This is a genomic window from Bacillus sp. FSL K6-0042 (assembly GCF_038006685.1).
In the GTDB taxonomy this organism is placed as follows: Bacteria; Bacillota; Bacilli; order Bacillales; family Bacillaceae_G; genus Bacillus_A; species Bacillus_A pseudomycoides.
Map to the genome: position 1 here is coordinate 448,992 of NZ_JBBOVS010000001.1, position 24,413 is coordinate 473,404.

33 protein-coding genes and 1 pseudogene are annotated in these 24,413 nt (G+C 33.0%); 24 read left to right on the top strand and 10 right to left on the bottom strand.

Translation table 11 applies throughout. The annotated features are described in order from the left end of the window. Positions 1-163 precede the first annotated feature (163 nt). The 10 genes from MHH45_RS02355 (at position 164) to MHH45_RS02400 (ending at position 7,499) form a co-directional block, all read left to right on the top strand. Positions 164-670, top strand: coding sequence for a hypothetical protein (locus MHH45_RS02355; RefSeq protein ID WP_016115210.1), 507 nt, complete (start codon positions 164-166; stop codon positions 668-670). Between the two features lie 92 nt (positions 671-762). Next, positions 763-1,446: a DNA alkylation repair protein gene (locus tag MHH45_RS02360; protein WP_016115209.1), complete on the top strand. Its 684-nt coding sequence runs from the start codon at positions 763-765 to the stop codon at positions 1,444-1,446. Between the two features lie 15 nt (positions 1,447-1,461). After that, positions 1,462-2,163 (top strand): nucleotidyltransferase domain-containing protein, encoded by a 702-nt coding sequence (locus tag MHH45_RS02365; protein ID WP_088094131.1) that lies wholly within the window; start codon positions 1,462-1,464, stop codon positions 2,161-2,163. Between the two features lie 15 nt (positions 2,164-2,178). After that, the gene (locus tag MHH45_RS02370) at positions 2,179-2,733 is read left to right on the top strand and encodes a GNAT family N-acetyltransferase (RefSeq protein WP_016115207.1); all 555 of its coding nucleotides are present in this window, start codon (positions 2,179-2,181) and stop codon (positions 2,731-2,733) included. A 62-nt stretch (positions 2,734-2,795) separates the two neighbouring features. Beyond that, the gene (locus tag MHH45_RS02375) at positions 2,796-3,296 is read left to right on the top strand and encodes a GNAT family N-acetyltransferase (RefSeq protein ID WP_016115206.1); all 501 of its coding nucleotides are present in this window, start codon (positions 2,796-2,798) and stop codon (positions 3,294-3,296) included. Positions 3,297-3,320: 24 nt separating this feature from the next. Continuing rightward, on the top strand, positions 3,321-3,650 hold the full coding sequence (locus MHH45_RS02380; RefSeq protein ID WP_016115205.1) for a hypothetical protein: 330 nt from the start codon (positions 3,321-3,323) through the stop codon (positions 3,648-3,650). Continuing rightward, the gene (locus tag MHH45_RS02385) at positions 3,647-4,162 is read left to right on the top strand and encodes a DinB family protein (RefSeq protein WP_016115204.1); all 516 of its coding nucleotides are present in this window, start codon (positions 3,647-3,649) and stop codon (positions 4,160-4,162) included. Before MHH45_RS02380 ends, MHH45_RS02385 begins: the two co-directional genes overlap by 4 nt. Positions 4,163-4,264: 102 nt before the next feature. After that, positions 4,265-5,203 (top strand): DMT family transporter, encoded by a 939-nt coding sequence (locus MHH45_RS02390; protein WP_088094130.1) that lies wholly within the window; start codon positions 4,265-4,267, stop codon positions 5,201-5,203. A 232-nt stretch (positions 5,204-5,435) separates the two neighbouring features. Next, positions 5,436-6,164: a histidine phosphatase family protein gene (locus MHH45_RS02395; protein WP_088094129.1), complete on the top strand. Its 729-nt coding sequence runs from the start codon at positions 5,436-5,438 to the stop codon at positions 6,162-6,164. A 120-nt stretch (positions 6,165-6,284) separates the two neighbouring features. After that, positions 6,285-7,499 (top strand): GNAT family N-acetyltransferase, encoded by a 1,215-nt coding sequence (locus MHH45_RS02400; protein ID WP_016115201.1) that lies wholly within the window; start codon positions 6,285-6,287, stop codon positions 7,497-7,499. A 77-nt stretch (positions 7,500-7,576) separates the two neighbouring features. Here the strand turns inward: MHH45_RS02400 and MHH45_RS02405 are convergent, their stop codons facing one another. Together MHH45_RS02405 and MHH45_RS02410 are read right to left on the bottom strand one after the other, a co-directional pair. Next, positions 7,577-8,026 (bottom strand): hypothetical protein, encoded by a 450-nt coding sequence (locus MHH45_RS02405; RefSeq protein ID WP_088094128.1) that lies wholly within the window; start codon positions 8,024-8,026, stop codon positions 7,577-7,579. A 137-nt stretch (positions 8,027-8,163) separates the two neighbouring features. Further along, positions 8,164-8,889, bottom strand: a complete 726-nt coding sequence (locus MHH45_RS02410; RefSeq protein WP_088094127.1) for a CPBP family intramembrane glutamic endopeptidase — start codon at positions 8,887-8,889, stop codon at positions 8,164-8,166. A gap of 330 nt (positions 8,890-9,219) precedes the next feature. On the opposite strand from MHH45_RS02410, the gene MHH45_RS02415 reads away from it, so the two are divergent. The 5 genes and pseudogenes from MHH45_RS02415 to MHH45_RS02430 all read left to right on the top strand — a co-directional run bounded on the left by MHH45_RS02415 (position 9,220) and on the right by MHH45_RS02430 (position 12,188). Further along, positions 9,220-10,026 carry an aminoglycoside N(3)-acetyltransferase gene (locus MHH45_RS02415; protein ID WP_088094126.1) on the top strand — a complete coding sequence of 269 codons (807 nt, stop codon included), beginning with the start codon at positions 9,220-9,222 and terminating at the stop codon, positions 10,024-10,026. 3 nt (positions 10,027-10,029) lie between these two features. Beyond that, positions 10,030-10,743, top strand: coding sequence for a phosphopantothenoylcysteine decarboxylase domain-containing protein (locus MHH45_RS02420; protein WP_140386052.1), 714 nt, complete (start codon positions 10,030-10,032; stop codon positions 10,741-10,743). Positions 10,744-10,745: 2 nt separating this feature from the next. Continuing rightward, positions 10,746-10,871: pseudogene (locus MHH45_RS27975) on the top strand (tetratricopeptide repeat protein); the annotation flags it as partial. A 14-nt stretch (positions 10,872-10,885) separates the two neighbouring features. Then, complete coding sequence (locus MHH45_RS02425; RefSeq protein WP_088094124.1) at positions 10,886-11,947, top strand: hypothetical protein; 1,062 nt, start codon at positions 10,886-10,888, stop codon at positions 11,945-11,947. A gap of 148 nt (positions 11,948-12,095) precedes the next feature. Next, complete coding sequence (locus tag MHH45_RS02430; RefSeq protein ID WP_001289320.1) at positions 12,096-12,188, top strand: putative holin-like toxin; 93 nt, start codon at positions 12,096-12,098, stop codon at positions 12,186-12,188. 229 nt (positions 12,189-12,417) lie between these two features. Here MHH45_RS02430 and MHH45_RS02435 read toward each other — a convergent pair whose 3' ends face one another. Next, the gene (locus MHH45_RS02435) at positions 12,418-13,245 is read right to left on the bottom strand and encodes an HNH endonuclease (protein WP_088094123.1); all 828 of its coding nucleotides are present in this window, start codon (positions 13,243-13,245) and stop codon (positions 12,418-12,420) included. A 151-nt stretch (positions 13,246-13,396) separates the two neighbouring features. Here MHH45_RS02435 and MHH45_RS02440 point away from each other — a divergent pair, with 151 nt between their 5' ends. Next, on the top strand, positions 13,397-14,482 hold the full coding sequence (locus tag MHH45_RS02440) for an AI-2E family transporter (RefSeq protein WP_016131501.1): 1,086 nt from the start codon (positions 13,397-13,399) through the stop codon (positions 14,480-14,482). Between the two features lie 730 nt (positions 14,483-15,212). Here MHH45_RS02440 and MHH45_RS02445 read toward each other — a convergent pair. From MHH45_RS02445 to MHH45_RS02465, 5 genes are read right to left on the bottom strand one after another with little or no spacing between them, the layout of a single operon-like run. Next, a complete protein-coding gene (locus MHH45_RS02445) occupies positions 15,213-15,353 on the bottom strand; it encodes a YrzI family small protein (RefSeq protein ID WP_016115193.1) in 141 nt (46 codons plus the stop codon). Between the two features lie 27 nt (positions 15,354-15,380). After that, a complete protein-coding gene (locus MHH45_RS02450; protein WP_003198148.1) occupies positions 15,381-15,521 on the bottom strand; it encodes a YrzI family small protein in 141 nt (46 codons plus the stop codon). Positions 15,522-15,550: 29 nt separating this feature from the next. Next, positions 15,551-15,694 carry a YrzI family small protein gene (locus MHH45_RS02455; RefSeq protein ID WP_003198150.1) on the bottom strand — a complete coding sequence of 48 codons (144 nt, stop codon included), beginning with the start codon at positions 15,692-15,694 and terminating at the stop codon, positions 15,551-15,553. A 30-nt stretch (positions 15,695-15,724) separates the two neighbouring features. Further along, positions 15,725-15,868 carry a YrzI family small protein gene (locus MHH45_RS02460; protein WP_003198152.1) on the bottom strand — a complete coding sequence of 48 codons (144 nt, stop codon included), beginning with the start codon at positions 15,866-15,868 and terminating at the stop codon, positions 15,725-15,727. 27 nt (positions 15,869-15,895) lie between these two features. Then, positions 15,896-16,036 (bottom strand): YrzI family small protein, encoded by a 141-nt coding sequence (locus MHH45_RS02465; protein ID WP_016115192.1) that lies wholly within the window; start codon positions 16,034-16,036, stop codon positions 15,896-15,898. A 414-nt stretch (positions 16,037-16,450) separates the two neighbouring features. Between MHH45_RS02465 and MHH45_RS02470 the strand changes: the two genes are divergently transcribed. From MHH45_RS02470 to MHH45_RS02505, 8 genes are all read left to right on the top strand, one after another. Next, positions 16,451-16,942 (top strand): hypothetical protein, encoded by a 492-nt coding sequence (locus tag MHH45_RS02470; protein ID WP_088094122.1) that lies wholly within the window; start codon positions 16,451-16,453, stop codon positions 16,940-16,942. A 131-nt stretch (positions 16,943-17,073) separates the two neighbouring features. Continuing rightward, a complete protein-coding gene (locus MHH45_RS02475) occupies positions 17,074-17,451 on the top strand; it encodes a GntR family transcriptional regulator (RefSeq protein ID WP_006095115.1) in 378 nt (125 codons plus the stop codon). Further along, positions 17,448-18,323: an ABC transporter ATP-binding protein gene (locus MHH45_RS02480; protein WP_016115190.1), complete on the top strand. Its 876-nt coding sequence runs from the start codon at positions 17,448-17,450 to the stop codon at positions 18,321-18,323. The genes MHH45_RS02475 and MHH45_RS02480 overlap by 4 nt, the downstream gene beginning before the upstream one ends. Positions 18,324-18,325: 2 nt before the next feature. Continuing rightward, the gene (locus MHH45_RS02485; protein ID WP_033671903.1) at positions 18,326-18,985 is read left to right on the top strand and encodes a DUF4052 family protein; all 660 of its coding nucleotides are present in this window, start codon (positions 18,326-18,328) and stop codon (positions 18,983-18,985) included. Positions 18,986-19,036: 51 nt separating this feature from the next. Beyond that, positions 19,037-19,504 (top strand): CcdC family protein, encoded by a 468-nt coding sequence (locus MHH45_RS02490; protein ID WP_016115188.1) that lies wholly within the window; start codon positions 19,037-19,039, stop codon positions 19,502-19,504. Between the two features lie 38 nt (positions 19,505-19,542). After that, positions 19,543-20,049 (top strand): 2'-5' RNA ligase family protein, encoded by a 507-nt coding sequence (locus MHH45_RS02495; RefSeq protein WP_088094121.1) that lies wholly within the window; start codon positions 19,543-19,545, stop codon positions 20,047-20,049. Positions 20,050-20,261: 212 nt separating this feature from the next. Continuing rightward, positions 20,262-22,613: an RNA polymerase recycling motor HelD gene (helD, locus tag MHH45_RS02500; protein WP_016131495.1), complete on the top strand. Its 2,352-nt coding sequence runs from the start codon at positions 20,262-20,264 to the stop codon at positions 22,611-22,613. Positions 22,614-22,677: 64 nt separating this feature from the next. Next, positions 22,678-22,983, top strand: coding sequence for a hypothetical protein (locus MHH45_RS02505; protein ID WP_016115185.1), 306 nt, complete (start codon positions 22,678-22,680; stop codon positions 22,981-22,983). A 47-nt stretch (positions 22,984-23,030) separates the two neighbouring features. Here the strand turns inward: MHH45_RS02505 and MHH45_RS02510 are convergent, their stop codons facing one another. Together MHH45_RS02510 and coaW are read right to left on the bottom strand one after the other, a co-directional pair. Further along, the gene (locus tag MHH45_RS02510) at positions 23,031-23,516 is read right to left on the bottom strand and encodes a DUF6584 family protein (protein WP_077294112.1); all 486 of its coding nucleotides are present in this window, start codon (positions 23,514-23,516) and stop codon (positions 23,031-23,033) included. A gap of 24 nt (positions 23,517-23,540) precedes the next feature. Then, positions 23,541-24,362 (bottom strand): type II pantothenate kinase, encoded by an 822-nt coding sequence (gene coaW, locus MHH45_RS02515; protein ID WP_016115183.1) that lies wholly within the window; start codon positions 24,360-24,362, stop codon positions 23,541-23,543. Positions 24,363-24,413: the final 51 nt, after the last annotated feature.

The window sequence follows — 24,413 nt, forward strand, 5'->3', positions numbered from 1 at the left end:
AAAAGTATGCAAGATTTTGTTGTTTTTACTGTGATAAACATTCTTGTTTAGCAGGTTTTTTAAAATGAGAAGAGAAATGAATAAAAACAGCATATGGATTAAAAGAATCTAAAACCCCATAAATTCACATGTGTATTTTTAAAATAAAAAAGGTGTGATAAAAGTGAAAAAAATAGCTTGTTTACATGCCCATCATTCAAATATTGAATATATAGAAAGAGCATTTGAAGTATTGGAGATAGAATTAATTCATTTTGTGGATCCCATCTTGTCGAGGAGGATAGAAAGTGATAAGGGGTTTGGAAGGGCTCAAGCTCAAAATAAGTTGAAAAATCAGCTGAAATGGATAGCAGAAAGTAATATAGATGCAGTTTTAATTACATGTACCAGTTATATCACGCTAATACAGAAGGAAGAGTTTTCAATTACAAAACCTATAATAAAAATTGACGAACCATTCTTTGAAATGCTTTGTAATGTTCAAGGGCCGCAAACAATATTATTTACAAATCCTAGTACTGCCCCTGGGACTGTAGAACGTCTGAATCGATTTGCACAGCAAAAACAGAAATCTATAGATATTAAAGTATTGATAATAGAAGATACTTTTGAATTAATTATAAGTGATTCTTGTTTTTTAGGTTTATTTAATTTCACATACCGTATTTGAAAATAAAAACTAGGAAAATAATAAATAATGTCGAATATATCGTAAGTGTGTATTTAAGGCAAGGAGAAATAACATAAAAACGAGGTGCCCAAATGATATTAGAAGAAATCATGCATCAGCTTGAGGAATGTGGAACAGAACAAAATCGTAAAACATATAAAAACCATGGGGCAAAAGAGCCACTATTCGGTGTTAGTTTTGCAAACTTAAAACAATTAAAGAAGAAAATCAAAAAAGATCATGAATTAGCCATGTCATTATGGGAAACAAAAAATATGGATGCAATGACATTAGCTACAATGATTGTTGATCCAAAAAAATTCACGTCAGAGCAGTTGGATGAATGGGTACAAGAGGTTGATTATTATTGTTTGATGGATGTACTCATGTCAGCTGTAAGTTCGTCTCCAATTGCAATAGAGAAATTGAAAAAGTGGACAGCATCTCAAGATGAATGGATTGGTAGAGCGGGTTGGTCTTTACTCGCTAATGTTGCTATAAAGGATAAATCGTTAGAAGATGAATTTTTCCTACCATTTTTAAAAGAAATTAAGGTTCATATACATACTGAAAAAAATCGAAAAAAAGAAACAATGAATAGTGCACTTATTGCGATTGGAATTCGAAATGATGAGCTTGAGCAAAAAGCAATCACAATTGCACGTGAAATTGGAAAGGTTGATGTTGATCATGGTGCCACTTCATGTAAAACACCTGAAGCAGAGGCATATATTATAAAAGCACGGGATAGAGAAAGAAATAAAAAAAGAAAATGAAAGAAGGAGAACAGCATGAAAGCAATTGGCGCTGCACAAAAAATTATTGAATCACACTTTCCACATTGTGACGTCGCTTTATTAGGAGGAAGTATTGCAAGGGGAGAAGCAACCAAAACATCTGACCTTGATATTGTAATATTTGATGGAAGTCTATCTAATTGTTATCGTGAATCTTTTTTTAGCAATGGTTGGCCAGTTGAAGTGTTTGTACATACTTTTGAAACATATAAAGAATATTTTAAAAGTGACTGCAAGCGTGGGAGACCTAGTTTACCACAATTAGTTTCGGAAGGGATTATTTTAAAAGGGGAGGAAGGAATTGTAACTAGCTTAAAACTGGAAGCACGACAATTATTAGATAAAGGTCCTGAAAAGTGGACAGAAGAACTTATCAGACAGAAGCGTTACTTTATTACGGATGCACTAGACGATTTTATTGGTGCGACAAAGAGGGAAGAAGAATTGTTTATTGCTAATCTTTTGGCTGATTTAGTTCATGAATTTGTACTTCGAGTAAATGGACAATGGGTTGGCAATTCTAAATGGTTTATTAGGGTGTTAAGGAAATATGATACATCATTTGCAGAAGAGTTTGTTGCAGCTTTTGATCAATTTTATAGAACTGGGGAGAAGAAGAAACTGATTGCCTTTGTCGAGGGCACTTTAGAAAACTATGGAGGCAGGTTGTTTGAAGGGTTTTCTATAGGGAAATAAAAGGGAGATGGAAAAATGAATGTACCAATTATTGTATTAAGAGAACTTTCATTAGACGATGTAGAAGATCGATATCAATGGTCATTAGATAAAGAAGTAACAAAACATTTAGTTGTACCTGATCAATATCCACCGTTTACACGTGATGAGACAAAAAGATGGATTGGGATGTGTCTGAATCGAGAAAATGGGTATGAACAACGAGCTATTGTTACTAGAGATGGTGTGCATATTGGCTGGGTCGATTTAAAAAACTTTGATACAACGAATAAAAATGCTGAATTAGGAATTGCAATTGGGAACAAAGAATATTGGGGGCGAAGATATGGTATTGCGGCGCTATACAGCATATTACAAATTGGATTTTATGAATTTGGTCTAGAGAAAGTGTGGCTACGTGTTGATGCGGATAACATAAAAGCGATAAAAAGTTATGAAAAGGCTGGGTTTGTTTGTGAAGGAATCATGAGAAATGATAGATTACGAGAAGGTGCATTTATTAATCGTTATCGTTTTAGTATGTTGAAAGAAGAATATGAAATTATTAATAAAAAAGTTTTGAACATATAATATTATTATGTAAACAAAAATGGATTAAGTTTAGAAATTTACTGATGAGAGGATGCATACAAATGATTCGAGTTTTATCAGACTTAGATGCAGTACAATATTGGAACTTACGCTTACAAGCACTACAAATGAATCCAGAAGCATTCGTGACAACTTATGAAGAAGCGATGCAAAAAGAAAACCCTGTTGAGGAAGTTGTTCGAAATTTAAATTCAAAAACTAGTTACACATTCGGTGCTTTTAATGAAGAGAATCAACTAATGGGTGTAGTAACGTTACTAACGGAACAAAAAGCAGCATATAAGCATAAGGGACATCTTGTTGCCATGTATGTAGATCATCAAAGTAGAGGGAAAGGCTTAGCAAAATGCTTAATTCGAGCGTTAATTGAAAAGGCAAGAGAACTAAAAATAGAGCAAATTAGTTTAGGGGTTGTTTCAGATAATGAAGCAGCAAAAAAATTGTATCAATCAATAGGTTTTACAACGTATGGGATAGAAAAAAGGGCACTAAAAATAAATGGCATATATCGCGATGACGAACATATGGTTTTATTTCTCTAAAAATATATCCAAAAGGAGTATCTGATGTTTAAAAACAAGAAGCGTATTGTTTTGTTTATTGCGTTAATTGTTTTTATTGCTAGTGTACTGTACCAAGCTATTTGTGTAAATAATTATACGGAAGTACCTGGTAAGATAATTGAAGTTAACAATCATGATATGCACATTTTCGCAACAGGAAAACGTGAAGATAAACCAGTATATGAAAATTGGGAGAAAACGCAGAATGAACTGTTAAAAATATCTTCAAGAACGGAACAGATTATATTTCCAAATACAAAGCATTATATTCATCATGAAAAGGCAAATGGGATCAATGAAAGGATTAAGAGTTGGAAAGGAGAATTGCAGTGAAAGATTTATATGTAGAAAGGGATATGAACCCTCACGTTGCAGTGTTATATGCTACTGTAAGTGATACATTCAAAAGATTAAGAGGATTAGTAAAGGATGTAGGTAAAGAAGAACTACATTACAAAGGTTCTTCTAATGATGAAAATAACATTGGGCAGATTCTACAACATCTAGCGGTTGTAGATTTACATTGGGTATATCGTTTGAAAGGTGCGCAAGTTCCACTATCATTACAAGAAAAATATGGTCCTATGCTTGATGAAAAAGGAGAATTACCTAATACAACAAAAGGTTCTTTACGAGAAATCATGCGAGATTATGAAGATGTTCAAAATATGTTTTATGACGAATGTATGAAGCTAACAGAAGCAGACTTAACACGAGAAGTATATTATGAAGATGGTGAAACTGCTACGATTAGGTGGGGAATCTGGCATATAGCTGATCATAATCGGTATCATCAAGCTCATATAAGTCGATTGCGGAAATTGTACCGATATGATTCTAGATAAATGTACAAAGATACCATTTGTAGTATGAAATTTATGAATTTTATTTCAAATTAACCGTGTTCTGTTATATAGTAGAAGAAAAAATGTATAAGGGGTTTTAGGATGAAAGCAATTGCAACGGGGGTATTGGCATCGTTTTTCTTTGCCTTTACATTTATTTTAAACCGTGCGATGGATTTACAAGGCGGAAGCTGGATTTGGAGTGCATCGTTACGATATTACTTTATGGTCCCGTTACTTGTCTTTATTGTCATGTATAGAGGGAACTTAAAGCAAGTCTTTCAATATATGAAAAGTAATCCGAAAGAGTGGTTGTTATGGAGTATTGTTGGCTTCGGTCTTTTTTACGCACCGCTTAGTTTTGCAGGTGCATTTGGACCAGGATGGCTCGTTGCCTCAACATGGCAAATTACAATTATAGCAGGGATTTTATTAACTCCATTATTTGCAACAAATTCGCTACATAAAAAAATTCCAATGAAAGAATTGATGATGTCTGCTGTCATATTATTAGGTGTGCTTTTTATGCAAGTAGAACATGCTTCTTCTTTAGGGATTCGTGAAACCGTTTTATGTGTGGTGCCCGTAATTGTAGCAGCATTTGCTTACCCGCTTGGAAATCGAAAAATGATGCAAGTATGTAAAGGAGAGTTAGATGTTTTTCAACGAGTTCTTGGAATGACACTCGCAAGTTTACCATTTTGGTTTTTGTTATCAGGCTATGAGGTTTCTACAAATGGATTACCAGCAAGTGACCAAGTTTTTCAATGCTTCATCGTAGCAATTAGTTCTGGTTTAATTGCGACTGTATTATTTTTCTTTGCAACAGATCTTGTAAAGGATGATCCGCAGAAATTGGCAACAGTAGAAGCAACGCAGTCAGGTGAAGTTTTATTTGCATTACTCGGAGAATTAGTCTGGCTATCTGCTCCATTTCCATCATCATTATCATGGATTGGAATGAGTTTAGTTGTTGTAGGAATGATTCTGCATAGTTATGTTGCAGTTGTTATGAAAAAGGAAGAAAAGATAACAGCATAAAAAGTGAAAGATAGAAAAGGAATGGATTCGTAATTATAAGGGTCTGTTCCTTTTTGTTTCGTTTAAAAAATATGAATTGATGGAAACTAAAATTATATATTTTATCCACGTATGAAACTATTTTGATAAAATTATAATATAGTTGTTAGTAAAGGAAGCAGATTTTTAAGTTTTGGTCGATAAGAAGCAGTGACTTTACAAGCAATGGATTACTCTAAAGGGAGAGACATGAATGATGAATATGGAAAAAGATATGAACTTAACAGATAATAACAAGGATAATACCGTTACGTTATATATTACTAGACATGGAAAAACAATGTTAAACACTAGTGAACGTGTACAAGGCTGGGCAGATTCTCCATTAGTAGAGAAGGGCATTGAAATAGCGAAGGGTTTAGGAAATGGACTACAAGATATACCTTTTGTTGATGCGTATAGTAGTGATAGTGGCCGTGCAATTGAAACTGCTAACTTAGTATTAAAGTATAGTGGACAATCAAAGTTAAAATTTGAACAACGGAAAGATTTACGTGAATTGAATTTTGGGATTTTTGAAGGCGATAAGATTGAAAATATGTGGAAGGCTATGCAAGATACTGCTGGTGTTAAAGCAGTATCTGAATTAATGAAGTTCTCTATTAAAGAAATTACGAATTTCATTGCAGAAGCAGACGCTACGAAACAAGCTGAAAATTGGGAAGTATTTTCAATTCGTATAAAAAAAGAAATCGATAAAATTAGTGAAGACACTGCTGAAAATGGAGGAGGTAACGTTTTAGTCGTATCTCATGGACTGATGATCACTGCATTAGTAGAAATGCTTGATAGTAGTAAAACAAAAATGGGAGTAGAAAATGCAAGTGTAACTAAAATTCTCTATAAAGATGGGGCATATAAAGTCGAGTCTGTTGGTGATATGAGTTATGCTGAAAAAGGAAGAGAAATTGTGGAATTATAAAAATGCAAGCATACAGTCTTAATAATACTGTATGCTTGTTTTCATTATCTTTTGTATATACTAACTAAATGATAAAAATAATATGATATTTTAGTTTGTGTTACAAAGGAGTATATGAAAATGGACAAAAAGTACTATAAAGGTTTGATTATGAGGCCTATTAAAGAAAGTGAAGTAGATCAGTTTTCAAACTTAATGAAATATGTGTTTCAAGTTTCAAAAAAGATGATTAATGATGAAGAGAAAATGGTCCAAAAGAAAAGCCATCAATTAAAGCCAGGGACTGCTTTAGGGTGGTTTGATAATAATAAATTAATTTCTCAAATTGTTGTTTTGCCTTTTCAAGTGAATATTCATGGTGTGATTTATGAAATGGGAGGAGTTACTGGAGTTGGTACATATCCAGAGTATGCAGGGCATGGATTAATGAACTCATTAATGAAGGAAAGTTTAAAAACGATGAGAGAAAATGGACAATATATTTCGTATTTGTTTCCCTATTCGATTCCTTATTATCGAAAAAAAGGATGGGAAATTATTTCTGATATCATCGAATACCAAATTAAAGATACACAACTTCCTAAGTATCGTGGCAACATTAGTGGCCGAGTAAGGAGAGTTGGATTAAAAAGTAAAGAAAAAGAAAAAATCTATGATGAGTTTGCTAGAAAAACAAATGGGACAATGGTTCGAAAGACACTTGCATGGGAAGAACGATTTCGTGAGGAAACGATTGATTTACAATTAGCAGTTTATTACACAGATGAAGATATTCCTCATGGCTATTTATTTTATCGTGTCCTTGAAGAGAAGTTTTATATAGAAGAAATGATTTACTTAAATGAAGAGGCGAGAAGAGGGTTATGGAATTTCATTAGTGCACACTTTTCAATGGTGTATTATGTTAAAGGAAAGACATGCGTTCATGAACCGGTTGCTTTCTTACTTGAAGATAGTGAAATAAAACAGACAATCGCCCCTTACTATATGGGAAGAATTGTCGATGTAGTTGGTTTTCTGAAACAATATCCATTTAAAAATACAGAAACAGAAAAATTAGTCTTACATATAGATGATCCTATATTAGAGTGGAATAAAGGAACCTTTATTTTAAAATGGGATCATAGGAAACAATTACAAATAACATATCATAAAGAAGTAAATGACATTGATGGAATATCTTTAACAATCCAAACGTTAACAACTATGTTATTAAGTTATAAAAGCCCTGCATTTTTATGTGATATTGGAAGGATAAAAGGAAATCCTGAAATGATAGAAGTGCTTGAGGAGTTGATTCCTGATTCACCGCCATGCTTTTTTGATTACTTTTAGAATTCTAAAATACGCTCTCTAAGGTAATACAAGTTTACTTTAGAGAGAGTATTTTTAGTTATGAAGTATTGTGTTTTTTATTGTTGCGATGTTACTCCTTCATTCTGTTTTATCTCAAAAATCTTTTTACCGTTCTCATTTACAATGTCCACAGAGTCTCTTAATTTATTTACCCCAATATACATAACGGGGTTTTTATCTGTACCTTTATCTTTTTCCACATGTAATACAATAACTGACTTATCTTTTTCATCTCTTACTTCTTTTACTGTAATTTTATCATTTTTGTATTTTTCGCCAAATGCTAAAAATATCATCATTTTCCCTTCGCTAATTCTTTCTCTTGAATAATGAACCATTGTCGGGTCTTCTTGTGCTTTTTCGTATAGATTTGTTGGGCCGAAGTTACCTTCACCATATCTAGATTTCTCTAAAACCCAATACCTTTCATAATCACTTGTAAACAGAGTACATCCGCTTAATCCGATAATCCCCAATACCCAAAAACTTAATATGAGTTTTTTCATTCTATCCACCTCGTAGCCCTGATTTTATTCATTTGATTATACTATAAATTACCTTTTGGTTTTTCCGTTTGTAATGCGATTTTCTAATACTATCGGATCAGAAAATAGAGGGAATGGAAGAGGAATAGTCTATAATGTTACATGTTTAGAGCATTCTTTCCATCTTTTAATTTTCTGAGGTACCACAGTTCGCAAGGATAGAGTAAGAGGTGGAAAAGCATATGAACAATGATAGCGGCAATTAAACCATTCGACCAGAATTGCCAGCCACAAAAAATACCTACCCACAGATTTCCTAATACAGCATAAGAATATAGCCATCTTGATTTTTTCATTCCTTTTACGCCTAGAAAGTGTGTGACTGCAAATAGAATACTAGATAGGATAATCCCAAGAACTACAATAATCTGAGTGACAGCATGAAAAAAACTCATCAACGTGATGAAAAGTGACATAAGACCCCACCGGAAGATGATTTCTTCAACAACTCCGCCATATAGGACTCTGGCTCCTAATCCTACACTATGGCGCTGATGTTCAATTTGTAGAAACGTTTCTTTATCAATAACTTTTCTAAAGAATCCATAATACATAATAACGTGTCCGAGGGAGCAAATTACTCCAATTAGAACTGCTTCACCAATGTTGCTCGGTAAAATAATATTTCCATCTTGGATCTTTGATAAGAAAAATGCACCCATTCCGGAAAAAAGTAAAATGAGTAGAGTATGGATAAAAAGACTTAGGTAGATAGAGGGTGTTTCTGGAGTGTTTTCTAACTTTTTGTTTATTTTTTGTTCCGCTAAGCTCATTGTAACAATTCCTGGTATAGCAATGCTGAATACAAAGATCCAGTTGAACATATGGTTTCATCTCCCTTGAAAATAGACTGAAAAAGACCTTTTATGTATGTTGACGCTATACAAGGTTGTGATAGTCTTTCATAATTCTTCTTTTTATAGACCAACCAGTCGGTTTTATTGTATAATATTTACCATAATAATACAAATGTATATGGAGCAGTGCTATAGTTCAGTTGTCTAGGATACATAAGTCAGTATGAACAGAATTTTTTAGGAGGTCTCTTTGTCGTTTGGATTAAAAATTAAGAAAAATATGATAATATATTAATGAGATTTAAAATTCGATTTGATAGTTTATAAGCGTAGAGAGAACCTTATGGGGGAGTAATCATGAAAATAAATGACATAGTGGCGGAAACAAAATTACCTAACACAATAGAAACGATAACAAATGATTTAAAAAGGCTAGGACTAAAAAAAGGAATGACAGTGATTGTTCATTCTTCTCTTAGTTCAATTGGCTGGGTATCTGGCGGAGCCGTCGCTGTAGTTGAAGCTTTAATGAATGTAATTACTAAAGAAGGTACAATCATTATGCCAACACAAACCTCTGATTTATCGGATCCAAAAAATTGGGCAAGACCTCCTGTCCCAGAAAGCTGGTGGCAAATTATTCGAGACAATGTTCCAGCGTTTCATCCAGATATAACCCCAACACGCGCGATGGGTAAAGTTGTAGAATGTTTTCGTACATATCCAAATGTAAAACGTAGTAATCATCCGTTAAATAGTTTTGCTGCATGGGGGAAACATGCAGAGGCTATTATAGCGGAGCATTCACTTTCAATTAGTTTTGGAGAGTACTCACCTTTAAAGAAAATATATGATTTAGATGGATATGTATTGTTGATAGGTGTAGGCTATGATTCTAACACATCAGTTCATTTATCTGAAATACGTACAGGTGCACGTGAATTGGTGAAAGTGGGGGCGCCTATTATAGAAAACGGTGTTAGAGTATGGAAAGAGTTCGATGAAATGGACTATGATTCTGATGCATTTGTTGAGATTGGGAAGGAATTTGAGCACACAGGATCTGTAATAATCGGTAAAATTGGAAATGCAACGTGTAGACTTATGAAACAACGAGAAGTTGTTGACTTTTGTGTACAGTGGTTTCGTTCGAAAAACAAGTAAGGGATGGTTATGATGAAGGGGAAAAAGATTTTAATTACGAGTGGTGGCTGTTTAGAAAAATGGGATCAAGTACGTGGTCATACGAATTTAGCAAAAGGTACAATCGGAAAAATTCTTGCTGAAGAAGCGATGTCAAAAGGAGCACATGTCATATACTTACATGGTTATTTTGCTGAAAAACCGAATGCTACAAATAGCAAATTAGAATTACATCCATTTGAAGGTATTATAGATTTACAAGATAAAATGAAAAGTATCATTACACATGAGAAAATCGATGCTGTGATTATGGCGGCAGCTGGATCGGACTGGATTGTTGATAAAATTTGTGATCAAGAAGGAAATGAACTTGATATGAACGGTAAAATTTCAAGTGATATAGCACCAATTATTCATTTTCAAAAAGCACCTAAAATATTAAAACAAATTAAACAATGGGATCCAGAAACAGTTTTAGTTGGATTCAAGCTTGAAAGTGATGTCAACAGAGGAGAGTTAATCCAGCGTGCAAGTGAAAGAATGGAACAGGCAAAAGCAAATCTGATGATAGCAAATTCTCCGCATTCACTGTATTCGCATGCAGCCATTCATCATGTGATTGGAGAAGATGGCAATGTTTGGGTTTGTGAAGGGAAAGATGAAACAGCAAAAGAGATTACAAACAGGTTAGAACAGTTATGTAATCTTGTAGAAGAGGGGAGTTTAAGTCGTTTATAAAAAACGTAAAAGAATATGAAGAAGCAATGAAATTATTGATCGAAACCGTTGTAAAACTAGAAAATGTAAAAGAATATGAAAAAGCTATTCTATTTTATAAGGATCAGCTTCATAAGACTTTTAAATAAAAAGGTGGGATTATATGAGTGAATCCACTTCACGTAAAAGAAGAAATATTTCGATTGGTTTTATAGCTTTAATTGTAATATCAAATTATCTAGCATATACACTTCCTGTTGTATCCGCTGTACCGAAGGAAATGGTGTTAGGGTCCTTGTTAGATTTTCTTATTGTCATTCCAGTCATTACGTATTTCTTTATTATACGTAAACGCTATTCGTTAACTTATATATTTCCAGTTGTAATAGCAGGCTATATTGCCGCAAGATTTGTTATTCCAAGCGATTATTTACAGTCGTTTTCGTTTGTTTCTTATATTTTAGTGGCAGGAGAAATTGCGTTTATAGGTTTAGAGTTATTTATGCTGTATAAGATTGCTAGAGCTTTGCCTACGGTTATACGATGTTATAAACAATATAAGAACGAATATCCATCATTCTCCTTTGCAATTGATAAAGCCTTTGATACTGTGTTGAAAAGAAATACTGTAGTAGATGTTATTGTTTCGGAATGTAAATTGTTTTACTACGCTTTATTCTCGTGGCGTACAAAGATGCCGGAAAGTCAGCATGTTTTTTCATATCATAAAAAGACCGGAGCAATCCCGTTTTATATTATGCTGATTCACGCAACATTAATTGAATCAATTGGATTTCATTATTTACTTCATCAGTGGAATGAGGTAGTTGCTTGGGGCTTACTTATTGTAAATATATATGGAATTCTTTATTTTTTAGCTGAGATACAAGCAATTCGTACGAATCCATATATGATGACGGAAACGGAAGTAATTATCCAAGTTGGATTTGGGAAGAAAATCATAATCCCATTTACTCAAATAAAGGAGATTACATTTTATAAAGGCGAGGTATTAACGAAGGAAGAAGGAAAAGAAGTATTCGAAGCAACGGTAATGGAATTTATAAAGGAACCGGCTACTTTTGAAATAAAATTAAAAGAGCCGTTAACAGCGCAGTTATTATATGGGTTTACCAAAAAGGTGAATCGTGTACATGTAAATGTGGATGATGAGCGGGAATTTTATGAAGCGATTGTTGGAAAACTAGTGCAAGATGGAGAATAAAAGAATAGGAATCAGTAAAACCGGCAAGCGAGAGACTTGCCGGTTTTCATCGTAAAAGATTAGAAAATATGATAAAATTAAGAGGTAACTTATGGTATGGTTGGTTGTTCAATTATCACTTCTCCGGATAGAAGGGAGGTGATAATGAATGAGTGAAATTGCGTTACTATTGCAAGGCGGATTGTTTCTCGTTGCATTGTTAACGTTTGTTGTCGTTTTAATCGACAAGCTCAAAAAATAACAACCCACCTATGCCAATAGAATGTGGGTTGTCTCGTTTGTAAGAAACAAATAGGATAAATGAACAATCCAATCTGCTAAGTTACATGGACTGGTGTGTAGCCGCACACTAGTCTTTTTTATTTATATACAATTTATAATTGTTTTATGTGATTGTATTGTTCTTTTCATACTCATTATAACATAGTGTCTTTTTATTAAGAAAGGAGACCGTATGTTCTGATTTGTAATTAGATATGAGTTTTTGTACTCTTTTGTTTAAATAACTTATCCATGTATTGTTTTAAATTCTCAATATAAAATTCTTGTTTTTCTACATCATTCACTCCAACAATTGGAGAAGGAAGTTGATATTTTTTTCCAGAAAGATGGACAACAACATCAAAAATATCAAATAGACGAATGAAGCAGAATAGGCCATCTTTGTCACTTAATAAGATAAAGTAGTGATTATCACTAGTTGTATTAAGGGTATTCCACAATGAACTTTTACTTAAATCACGAACAATACTTCGTTCTTTTAATTCGATAAAGTCAACATTAGATATAATAGTAGAAATATCAATCGCATCTGGATCATTAAAATAACCGTCAATTGTATGTACTGCGAATGTATAAGCCATTTTTAAGATACTCATTTTATATTTACGGTTATCTAAAAGTAATTCACGTTGAATTGAGCTTGCTACTTTTGTTACGCGCTCTTCTTTCCAAATTTCATTATGTAATGAAATATCATGTTTTTTACATAGTTTCATAATTAACGCATTAGAATAATATACTTCGTCGTTTGTTTCAACTTCTTCAGTTTCCGCTGCAGCTAATTCTTGACCATATTCATTCGTATAAAGAGGGGAATCAATTTGTCGCTTCATTTGTTCGATTTTATATTGAATCAGTTTATGCCGAATTAATGGTCGATCCACGTTTGTTGTGAGATGTTCATAACAAGTATCACAAATTGAATTTGTAAAATAATGTCCACATAAAATCTCTGGGATAACATGTTGTTCACTAAGTTCTTTCGTTTCTTTTCTGCAAATAATACATTGCGTCATATTTATCACCTTTTACCCTGCAAATTTGTATGTAATCTCATTGTAGTGTATTTATTCGCATTTTGGAACATTGAAGGTGAAAATAGCATGTAAAATTCATGGATGTTTTGATACAATATAGGGAAGTGCTAGTTTAAAGGAGGACGTTTTTTTGAAATCGAAAGTGCACTTTTGGACATTAGAAGTGCTAATGGTTGTAGGAATTATATTTATTTGCACAAAAATATCATTTTTATTTCAACCGATTGGCATATTCATTTCCACTTTATTTTTCCCAATTTTAATCGCTTTGTTTTTATATTTCATCTTTAATCCAGTGTTAGTGTTTTTAGAGGCGAAAAAAGTTCCTAGAAGTTTAGCGATATTGTTGTTATATGTTTTTATCATTACACTGACAGCAGTTGCAATTGGTGTAGTCGTTCCAACGATTTCACAGCAGCTAATGGACCTAGTGAAAAACATGCCAACATATATTAAAGAGGGGAAAGTATACATACAAGAATTATCTCATCATAGGCTATTTGAATGGCTGGCTACACAAGATTATGTATCAATTGAAACGATTGAAAAAAACGCAATTGAGTATTTAAAAGAGATACCAAATACAATAACGTCGAGTGCAACGGCTTTATTCGGTATTATTACAAACGTTGCATTAGTCGTATTTACAGTACCATTTATCTTGTTTTACATGTTTAAAGATGGTCATGCATTTCCAGGAAAAGCTGTTAGTTTTTTACCAGAATCGTATCGTGAAGAAGGACTGCGTATTATAAAAGAAACAGGCGAAACGTTGTCTGCCTATATTCAGGGACAAGCGCTCGTTTGTTTATTCGTCGGTGCATTTACATTTATCGGATATGTCATCATTGATTTGCCATATGCTTTTGTTTTAGGTATTATAGCGGCATTTACAAATATTATCCCGAATTTAGGACCTTTTATTGGGGCAGCACCAGCTGTAATTGTTGGATTATTTGTATCTCCAATGCAAGCATTTTGGGTAATTGTTATCGTAACAATTGTACAACAATTTGAGAGTAACATCATTTCACCGCGTATTATGAGTTCGAAATTAAATATCCATCCTTTAACAATTATTGTGTTAATTCTTGGTGTAGGTAATTTCGCGGGTATTGTTGGGATGATTTTAGCAGTACCAGCTTACGCTGTGACAAAAACAGTTGTTTCAAACTTGGTGAGATTATTTAAGATGAAAAGAAATAATCGGAAATAAAAGTATCAAAAAAGATACATTGCTTTTTAAGTGATGTATCTTTTTTTAATGTGTAATTTTTACTTGTTTTTCAAAGAAACTAGTGCTTTAAAACATCACACATTGGACTATGATGAGAAAGTGATAGCTTTTGTTCATTCCTGATCAAAATGGGAAGATCAAGAAGAAAAATATTTTCTGCATGATGACGCCAGTATTCATAATTTTTTGTTTCATCATGAAGTGTTGAATGGAATTATTGATCCTTCGCCGATGGTGGGGTCATTATTTTATGATTTTACATACGCATTTTGTTCCTCACCAAATAATCTAGACACAGAGACGTTATTTACGGCATTTTCGCAATTGAACGATTTGAAGGTCGAAAACTCAAGATTAATAGAAGGGGTAATTGTACAATTATATACCCGCATTGGGGTGGGATCTGTGCGAAAGTTCATCCGCATGATTTAAAAGATTACTTGAAGACGTGGGAATACTAGAGAAAATTACTACCTTGTTATAAATGAGGATGAAAGTTAACTTTAGGTATCACAATAAAAACACCTAGTTTTAAATGGAAATTAGGCGTTTTTATTGTGTGATTTTTTCGTGTTTATTTGAAAAAAATAGCCTTTTAAAATATCATACATTGGACTATGTGGAATCCCTCTCAATAATCCAAATCATTTCTTTGCAACGCGCCATTAACATCTTAATCCTCTCCTCTCATAAGATTTAAATTGCATCATTATAGATGTGTATAATATTTGCTTCTACGATCTCGAATGTCATCCATAATCTTTTTATATTGCTGTTCTTGCACAATTTCAGCTTCAGATAATCGCATCTTTTGAATGGTAATCGTTAAAAAGAAAACATGAAATTTCATAAATGAATTCCTCCTTTTGTAAAGGAATTATAGGTGACTACAATAAGGGACTTGACGTTCTTTCACTTCATCCATAGCATTTTTAATGTGTTGATCGTGTAACATTTCGAACTCAGAAAATTTGTTTTTGTGAATTGTAATCGTTAAAAAGAAAACTTGGAATTTCATAAGGTGATTGCTCCTTTTTATATAAATTTTTAGTACATATGGTTGTAATAAGAAACTTGACGTTCTTTCACTTCATCCATCATTTTTTTGATTTGCTGTTCTTGTAAAATTTCAGTTTCAGAGACTTTACTTTTGTGAACAGTAATGGTTAAAAAGAATACTCGAAATTTCATCAGAAGATTGCTCCTTTTATAAATTAATTTTTAATACATTTGATTATAATAAGAACTCTTGCGATCTTTTACTTCGTCCGTAATCGCTTTTAATTGTTGTTTACGTAAAATCTCAGTTTCAGATAAAGATTTTTTCTGAAGAGCAAACGTAAAAAAGAAAATATGAATCGTCATAAATGAATTCCTCCTTTCGTAAAGGAATTATAGGTGACTACTGTAAGGACATTGACGCTCCTTTATGTCATTCATAGTCTTTTGAATGTGTTGATCGTGTAACATTTCAACTTCAGATAATTGCTTTCGTTGGATTGTAATACTGAAAAAAAGTACGTGAAAAGTCATTGAATATTTGCTCCTTCCGAAAAGAAATAGTGTTAGAGATTAAAAAATCGCACAAAAAAGCCACAGGAAGATATAATTCTCCTGTGACAGGCATGAAAAAGCCACAGGAAAGTATACGACCTCCTGTGGCGAATTTGCTAATTAAAGAAAATACCGAACGATTTTCAATTCTCCATTAGGGTGGTCGAATTCATATTTAATTGTAAAATAGATGCAACATGTAATTGTAATTTCATCATTTTATTCGACCTCCTTTTAGAATTTTTTTCTTACGTTAGTAAGTATATACAATTAATGGATAATTGTAAACTAAAAAAGTGAAAATTTTTAATTTTTATTAAAATGTGTATATTTTGGAAGGGAATTTTGATAAGGCGATGTATTAGTTATAGGGGAATTGAATGGAGGATAAAGATGGAACTATTTTATAAGATTGCCTATCACCGAATGTATGACCACTATTTACCTAAATTACTGCAAACAATTGGGTATTTAAATGAAGAAGAGTTGTGGAAATCAGACAGGACAGTAAATTCAATTGGCAGCATTGTATTACATATTTGTGAGCATATAAAAAGAAATAGCAGTCGTTATTCGAATCCGAATATACATTTTGAAAACGGGATTGAAGAATATTTTCCAATTATGCATTTGAGTCCAGCAATGTTATCTGAAACTGTACAAGGAACATTTGATGAATGGAAAAAAGAGTATGTTAAAGCTTGTAATGAAAATACTCGTATAGACATACATTGCTTGTTTCATTTAGTTGAGCATACAAGTTATCATCTAGGACAGGTAGTAGATCGAACAAAATTATTAAAGGGAAAGAAGTTTGATTTTTGTCAAAATGGTTTGAATGAAAAGAACTTGAGGTTCAGTATAGAAAATACAACGGTTTTATAAAGAAGTATCATTCTTTAAGGTATGATACTTCTTTTTTGCGAAAAAATTATGGGAAAATATTGAATGGAAATATATTCTTGTGATATGGTTAATTACATAAGTAATGAACCTATGAACCTAAGGGGGAAGGTATGAAACAATCTCTTGAACAAAATAAGTTAATATACATACAAATTGCAGAAACCATTGAGTCGGATATTTTAAAGGGAATACTGCTTGAAGAAGAAAAGGTTCCGTCAACAAATCAATTTGCAAAATTGCTGCAAATCAATCCGGCGACAGCGGCGAAAGGAGTAAATTTGTTAGTCGATGAAGGTATTTTATATAAAAAGAGAGGGATTGGGATGTTTGTTGCAAAGGGAGCGAAGGAAGTGGTACTAAAGAAGCGACAAAGTGCTTTTAGGAATGAATTTTTGCCTAAAGTGTGGAAGGAAGCGGAGGTACTTGAAATCTCTAAAGAAGAGCTAATCAAAATGATTCAAATGGTTACAAAGGAGGGAAAAGAATGACAATTGTAGTGAAAACTGAAGAATTGACAAAACAATATAAGAAAAAGATGGCTATAAATGGATTAACCTTTTCATTGGAAGAGCATAAAATATATGGTTTGCTTGGTAGAAATGGAGCGGGGAAAACAACGCTACTTCACCTTCTTACTGGACAAATCGTTTCAAGTAAAGGTAGTGTATCTATATTTAATGAAAATGTGTATGAAAATAGTCATGCATTACAAAATATTTGTTTTGTAAAAGTGAAAGAAGAGATTTATTCGAATTATAAAGTGAAAGAAATTTTTAAGTTATGTAACATGTTTTATAAAAATTGGGATCAGAAGTTTGCGGAGGAACTTGCAGTAAAGTTTCAAATAGATGTAAACCAAAAGTACGATAAATTATCACATGGCATGCAGACTGTTGTCGGAATCATTAAAGGATTAGCAAGTAGGGCACCTATTACCATTTTTGATGAGCCGACTACCGGTTTGGATGCAGCGCACCGAGAATTATTTTACAGTATGTTGTTAGAAGACTATGGCAATCATCCCCGAACAATTATTTTATCAACGCATTTAGTAGAAGAGGTAGCGCATTTAGTAGAAGATGTGCTGATTTTGAAAGAAGGAGAAGTAGTTGTTCAATCAGCAGTTGAAGATTTATTACAGCAAGGCCATTACATATCAGGGCGAAAAGATAAAGTGGATGAATTTATGATAAATAAAAATGTTGTATACCGAGAATTGTTTGGAAATAAAGGGATTGGTGTTATATGGGGAGAGCTTTCTAAAGAAGACTATAAATATCTTGAAAGTGAAGAGTTAGAAATTGAGGGAGTGTCGCTTCAGAAATTATTTATTTATATAACGGATGGTGACGTGAAGTGAAGATGCTAATGAATCAGTTAAAATTACACATTAATTATCATTATAAAGCTATTTTAATATTTTGGATTGTAGCGTTAATCATAAAAGGTTCAACGAGTTTAATAGATATAAAAGATATACGAGTTGGCTTTTTACAAGATGTTTTCAACAATCCTTCTATTGCCATTATGTTTTTTATTGTAGTGAGTACTTTCTTTATACAGCTAGATGTATTTCGCTTAGCTGTTTCGTTTGGGACAACAAGGTTACAGTTTTTCATTGGATCAGTTTGTTATATTGCTTTACAATCAGCGTTTTTTTCACTGTTTCAAGTTCTTTTCTTACAGGACTTATTTTATCGTGTGGAAAGTGCTAGTTTGTTAGGAGGTTCAATTGAGCAGTTTTTTGTACAGTTTTTACTTTATGTTACTATAGCGAGTCTTTTTCAAGGAATTGTTATTTTTCAGCAGAGATTTAATTGGGTTGGATGTGGAGTTGGTTCAATCTTTTTTATAGGCTTAACAAGCGTATGTTATGACAGCGGGCTAAAATTGACCCTTACAAAAACTGAAGTTTTGATGAATATACCTTCGTTCATAATCATTTCCAGTGGGCTAATTGTGTTTTACTTTGTGATTAGTGGCATATGTATTCGAAAAATTTCTTTAGAACAAACGGTTTAATAAATTGTATAGCAGTGTTAGATAAAATATTTTAGGAGAGAAGGAAAACATATGGGAGATACATCTTCGTTAATAACGATGTTTTTATGTATTGCATTATTGATTTTATGGCGGCGTTACCGCTCTATGCATAGACCGATAAAGGGAAATGGTAAACGAATTTTATTACCACTGCTTTTTTTATCACCAGGAATTTTAATGTTTTTTGGTCCTATTCATCCGGCCGCAGTATACATTGACTTTGCGATGTTATTTGGAATTCTTTTCGCGATTCCACTTATTATACTTACAAATTATGAGAGAAGAGAAGATGGGAATATCTATACGAAGAAAAGTGTAGCTTTTCTCATTACTTTTATCGGGATTGTAATTTTAAGGTATGGTTCTAGGCAATATATAATTGATTTGGATCAGCAAACGATAGGGTTATTGTTTTATGTTGTTGCTATTTCTTATATTGTTCCATGGAGAATTGCTTGTTATATGAAGTTTAGAAAAGTTTTTCGTACAGTTTCATAGAGCTGAGTTTTTTTGTTTCGTTGGAGGGAGGTTGGAATATGCGTACTATTTTACTTTTTTTAGGTGAGGCACAAATAGATGAAATTGAAGCAATTAGAAAAAAGCATGATCCTTTATTTGGATTCATTCAACCACATATTACACTTGTTTTTCCTTTTGAAAGTGCACTTTCTAATGATGAACTAAGAGCGCATATAGCCCGGAAATTGGAAGGGGTTCATCCAATAGAAGTTGAGCTTATCGATTGTATAAGTCATGAAGGTGATTATTTGTTCTTACGCATTGAAAAAGGAAGGGAACAGATAAGGAAGTTGCATGATGAGTTATACAAAGGGCCTTTGGCGAAATTTTTGCGAAGTGATATACCCTATATACCACATGTTACAATTGGACGAAAAGAAAATGAAAAACGGGCAATAGAAATCGCAGAGAAGATGCCGAGATTAAGTACGCGATTGCAATGTATACTTGAAAAAGTAAGTGTTGAATGTATTGGAGAAGGTGGAGAATCAATAATAGAATTTGAAGTGGAACTTTCAAAATAAAAAGGAGATACAAATTTGTATCTCCTTTTTATTGTTTTTTCATATATATATGTGTTAAAATGGAAAAACGCTCACTGTTTATTTTTATAAAACTCAATAATTACCCAATTTAATTATAACAAATTAAATGCTTGTTTGTCAAACTTTTTATTGAATTTATTATAGCATCAAACAATGAGAATCAGAACGATTAGTTGATAAGGAGTGGCGATATGGAGAAAACAGATCAAGAGTGGAAACAGGAACAACATCGTGTGAAAGAAGTAGTTGGAAAGATTGAAAAACATATTGATACATTAGAGCAATATACAAGTGCAGCAACAAAAGATGTTGTCCAGATTCGAAAACATTTTTGGGACGATGTAACTGTGAATGTTGATAATACAGAAGAGGCTATCGAAACGGCAGCAAGTATCAAACAACAAGCGGAGTTATTATCTGAACGAGAGCAAAGTCACCGCCATGCTTACAAGCAACTAAAAGGATTACAAAGATTACAGCAATCACCATACTTTGGAAGGGTAGATTTTTTAGAAGACGGTGAAAAAAGTGAGGATGCTATTTATCTTGGTATTCACTCATTCTACGATGAACAGACAGAACAATTTCTTGTGTATGACTGGCGAGCCCCTATATCAAGTTTGTATTATGACTATTCTGTAGGAAGAGCTAAATACGAAGCACCTAATGATACGATTTCGGGTGAAATGACCTTAAAAAGGCAATATGTTATTCGGAATGGTCGAATTGTAAGTATGTTTGATACAGGAGTGACGATTGGCGATAAATTGCTACAAGAAGTATTAGGAAATAACGCCAATACACAAATGAAAAGCATTGTTTCAACAATTCAAAAGGAACAAAACCAAATTATCCGGAATGAAAAGAGTCGTTTACTTGTTGTTCAAGGAGCTGCGGGGAGCGGTAAAACATCGGCAGCACTTCAGCGCGTTGCATATTTATTATATCGTTATCGAGAGACATTACATGCAGATCAAATCGTTCTCTTTTCTCCAAACTCGATGTTTAATAGCTATGTATCTACAGTATTGCCGGAACTTGGTGAAGACAATATGAAGCAAACGACATTCCAAGAATACTTAGAGCGTCATATTGATAAGAAATTTGAATTAGAAGATCCATTTACACAAATGGAATATGTACTGACAAGAATGGAAGAAAAGAGTTATGAAACACGATTAGAAGGGATTAGATATAAAGCAAGTTCTGATTTTATTGAAGTAGTAGATCAGTATGTATCTTATTTAAAACGAGAAGGTATGTTATTTAAAGATATAAAATTTAGAGGGGAAGTATTAATCTCTAAAGAACAAATGAAAGAACAATTTTATAAATTTGATCCTTCAATACGGATTCCGAATCGAATAAAGTTAATTTCTGAGTGGTTGTTAAAAGAGTTAAGAAAACAAGAAAAAATAGAGAGAAAAGAGTTATGGGTGGAAGAAGAAATACAGTTATTAGATAAAGAAACATATGCGAAAGTGTATCATCAATTGCAACGAGAGGAAGAACATTCAAATGGTGCATTTGATGATTTTGAGCGGGAACAGAAGATGCTAGCAGCGATTGTTGTAAAAGAGCATTTTAAACCGCTTAAAAGACGTGTGAAAAAATTACAATTTATGCATACACCAGCACTCTATATGCAGTTATTTAAAGATCCGCAGTTTGCTAAGCAACTTGTAGAAGAAAATGAATTACCGCAAAGATGGAATGAAATATGCAAAGAAACTATAGAAAAAATACAAGATTTTTATATGTCATATGAAGATGCAACGCCTTATTTATACATGAAAGACCAACTAGAAGAATTACAAAGAAATACTTCTGTGCAGCACATATTTATTGACGAAGCACAGGATTATTCCGCATTTCAATATGCATTTTTGAAACGAGTATTCCCGCATACAAAAATGACGATACTAGGCGATTTTAATCAGACTATTTATGAACATGCGTCAGAGAATGAATTTTCACAGTTAAGTACGCTGTACGGGGAAGAACTGAGTGAAAGAATCGTTCTTACACGTAGCTATCGCTCCGCAAAACAAATTATTGAATTTACGAAGCAGTTAATTACAGATGGGCATGAAATTGAACCGTTTCAGCGTGAAGGCAAACAACCAATTATAACGGAAGTGAAAGAAGGGAAAGTGCATCATAAAAAGATTGTGGATCAAATCGAACAGTTGCAGCAAAGTGGTCATAAGACAATTGCAGTTATTTGTAAAACAGCGGAAGAAAGTGAAGAAGCTTATCTTGCATTACAAACATCATTACAAGTTCGTCTTATTAAGAAAGAAACGAGTTCGTTTGATGCTGGTATTTTGATTATCCCGTCATATTTATCGAAAGGGGTAGAGTTTGATGCAGTTATCATTTATGATGCATCAAAGAAAAAATATAGTAGAGAAAGTGAACGGAAATTATTTTATACTGCTTGTACGCGTGCAATGCATGAGTTATATATTTATTCTGTAGGGGAGATGAATGAATTTTTACAGTCTGTTTCTCCAAAAACGTATTGTTACAAGAAAATGTAGAAGCGGAATAAAAGAGGGTGTTACATGTTAATGTACCTAAGTTTTCTTTAAAGGGGCGGATTACATGGAATTGATAAATATTAATGGGGATACTTATAAAATGGAATGTATACCTTTTGAAGACAAGAGTGAACAGGATGAAGAGGGATATTATGAATATTATTATAAGGGAATATATATATTGTTTCATTCGGACAAAGATATAATAAAAGCTAAAATTTATGATGGAGAAAAAACAATCTCGTTTTTGAAAAACCCTATTCCTTATTTTGGTGAAGGGATTGAAGCGATAAAATTATATGTAACGAAAGAGTTTGGTGTAACTGACTTTCAGTATCTCGGTGGAGAAAAAGGGTATGTAGAGTTATAGTTCATAAAAAAAGCTGGTTTATACCAGCTTTTTATTGTGTGAAAATTTTACGAAAATATCCAATTGAATATTGTATATAATCCAATGCAGGCAGTTATAATCAATATTAGCAAGATAGAAATACAACCAATTGTAACTAGGGTATCCTTCCAAGTTTCTTCAGGTCCTTGGACAATCTGGCTTATGACACGATGTTGTATATTAGAGCTAGTATAGTTTAATGATAATTTATTAATTATTGCAGAATCACCTTTAAATTTTAAAGCTCTTACAATCTCATTAGGACTGTTGCCCATCGATTTTTCAAATCGTTGGCATGCTTGAAGCATTTCAGGTGTTTTGTTTTCTTCAAGATACCAATAGCGTCCGGCCATTGTTGGATATTGTAACTTGAAATAAATATCACCTAATTTTTTGCGAAGTGAAAGGTCCTCAGGGTAAGCCTGAATTAAGCCATGAAGTCGATCTCTTGCTTTTCCTAAGTCGTGATTTTCGATATCTTTTTCAATTTTGATTAATGTTTTCTCTTTCACAAAAGTCCCCTTTTTGTGATGAATTTATTTTACCGCACTCAATAAAGCCCCAATAGCCCCGCTAAAACCGTGATCTTCTAAGAAGATAGGTTTTTTATTTTGATACAAAGTATAACTACCTATAATTTCTTGTAGATGTGTATTATTTGATAGTGTAGATCCAATATAAACGATATGATCCATATCTTTTGCTTCTGCAAATTGAAGGCTTAATGCAGTAACTACTTCACCAACAAGACCTTGAAGGGTGGCGAGTAAATCGGGTTTGTTATAATCAGCTTCACTAATAGCAGCTTTCCCGAAATTACTAGCTGTTAAATTACTATCAATAGGAGATAGAATTCCGCTATAAATATCTCCAACTGTTATATCGAGATTCTGCCTAGAACCTAGTTTTGTCTGCTGGATTACTTCTTCAAAACGATCTATATTCGCTAATAGTTTCGACAAGCCCATGATAGTGCCTCCACCAATACCAGTTCCTCCAGCACGAATATAATTTTTATTATGGACATAATGAATGGATGTTCCTGTACCGATATTTGTTAAAACAAAGTTATTTATGGAATCATTTCCGTTGTTAATAAGATAGTGAACGCCTGCAAGTGTGGCATCGAATTCTGCAACATACTCTATAGTGTACTTTTCTAAAAATAATGTTTGTAACTGTTCAGCTTTACCACCAGTCAGAGACAATCTATTTATATACTTATTTTTATTTAACCACTTTTGAATTTTGTTTTGTTCATGAGAGTAAAATTTTTTAAAATGTAATTCATTGTCTTCATTAAAATAAGCAATTTTTGTTAGTGTTCCTCCAGCATCAATACCGACGGCGCTCTTCATTTTTGTACTCCTTATCATTATGTAGTTATCATAACGGATATCTATAATTAA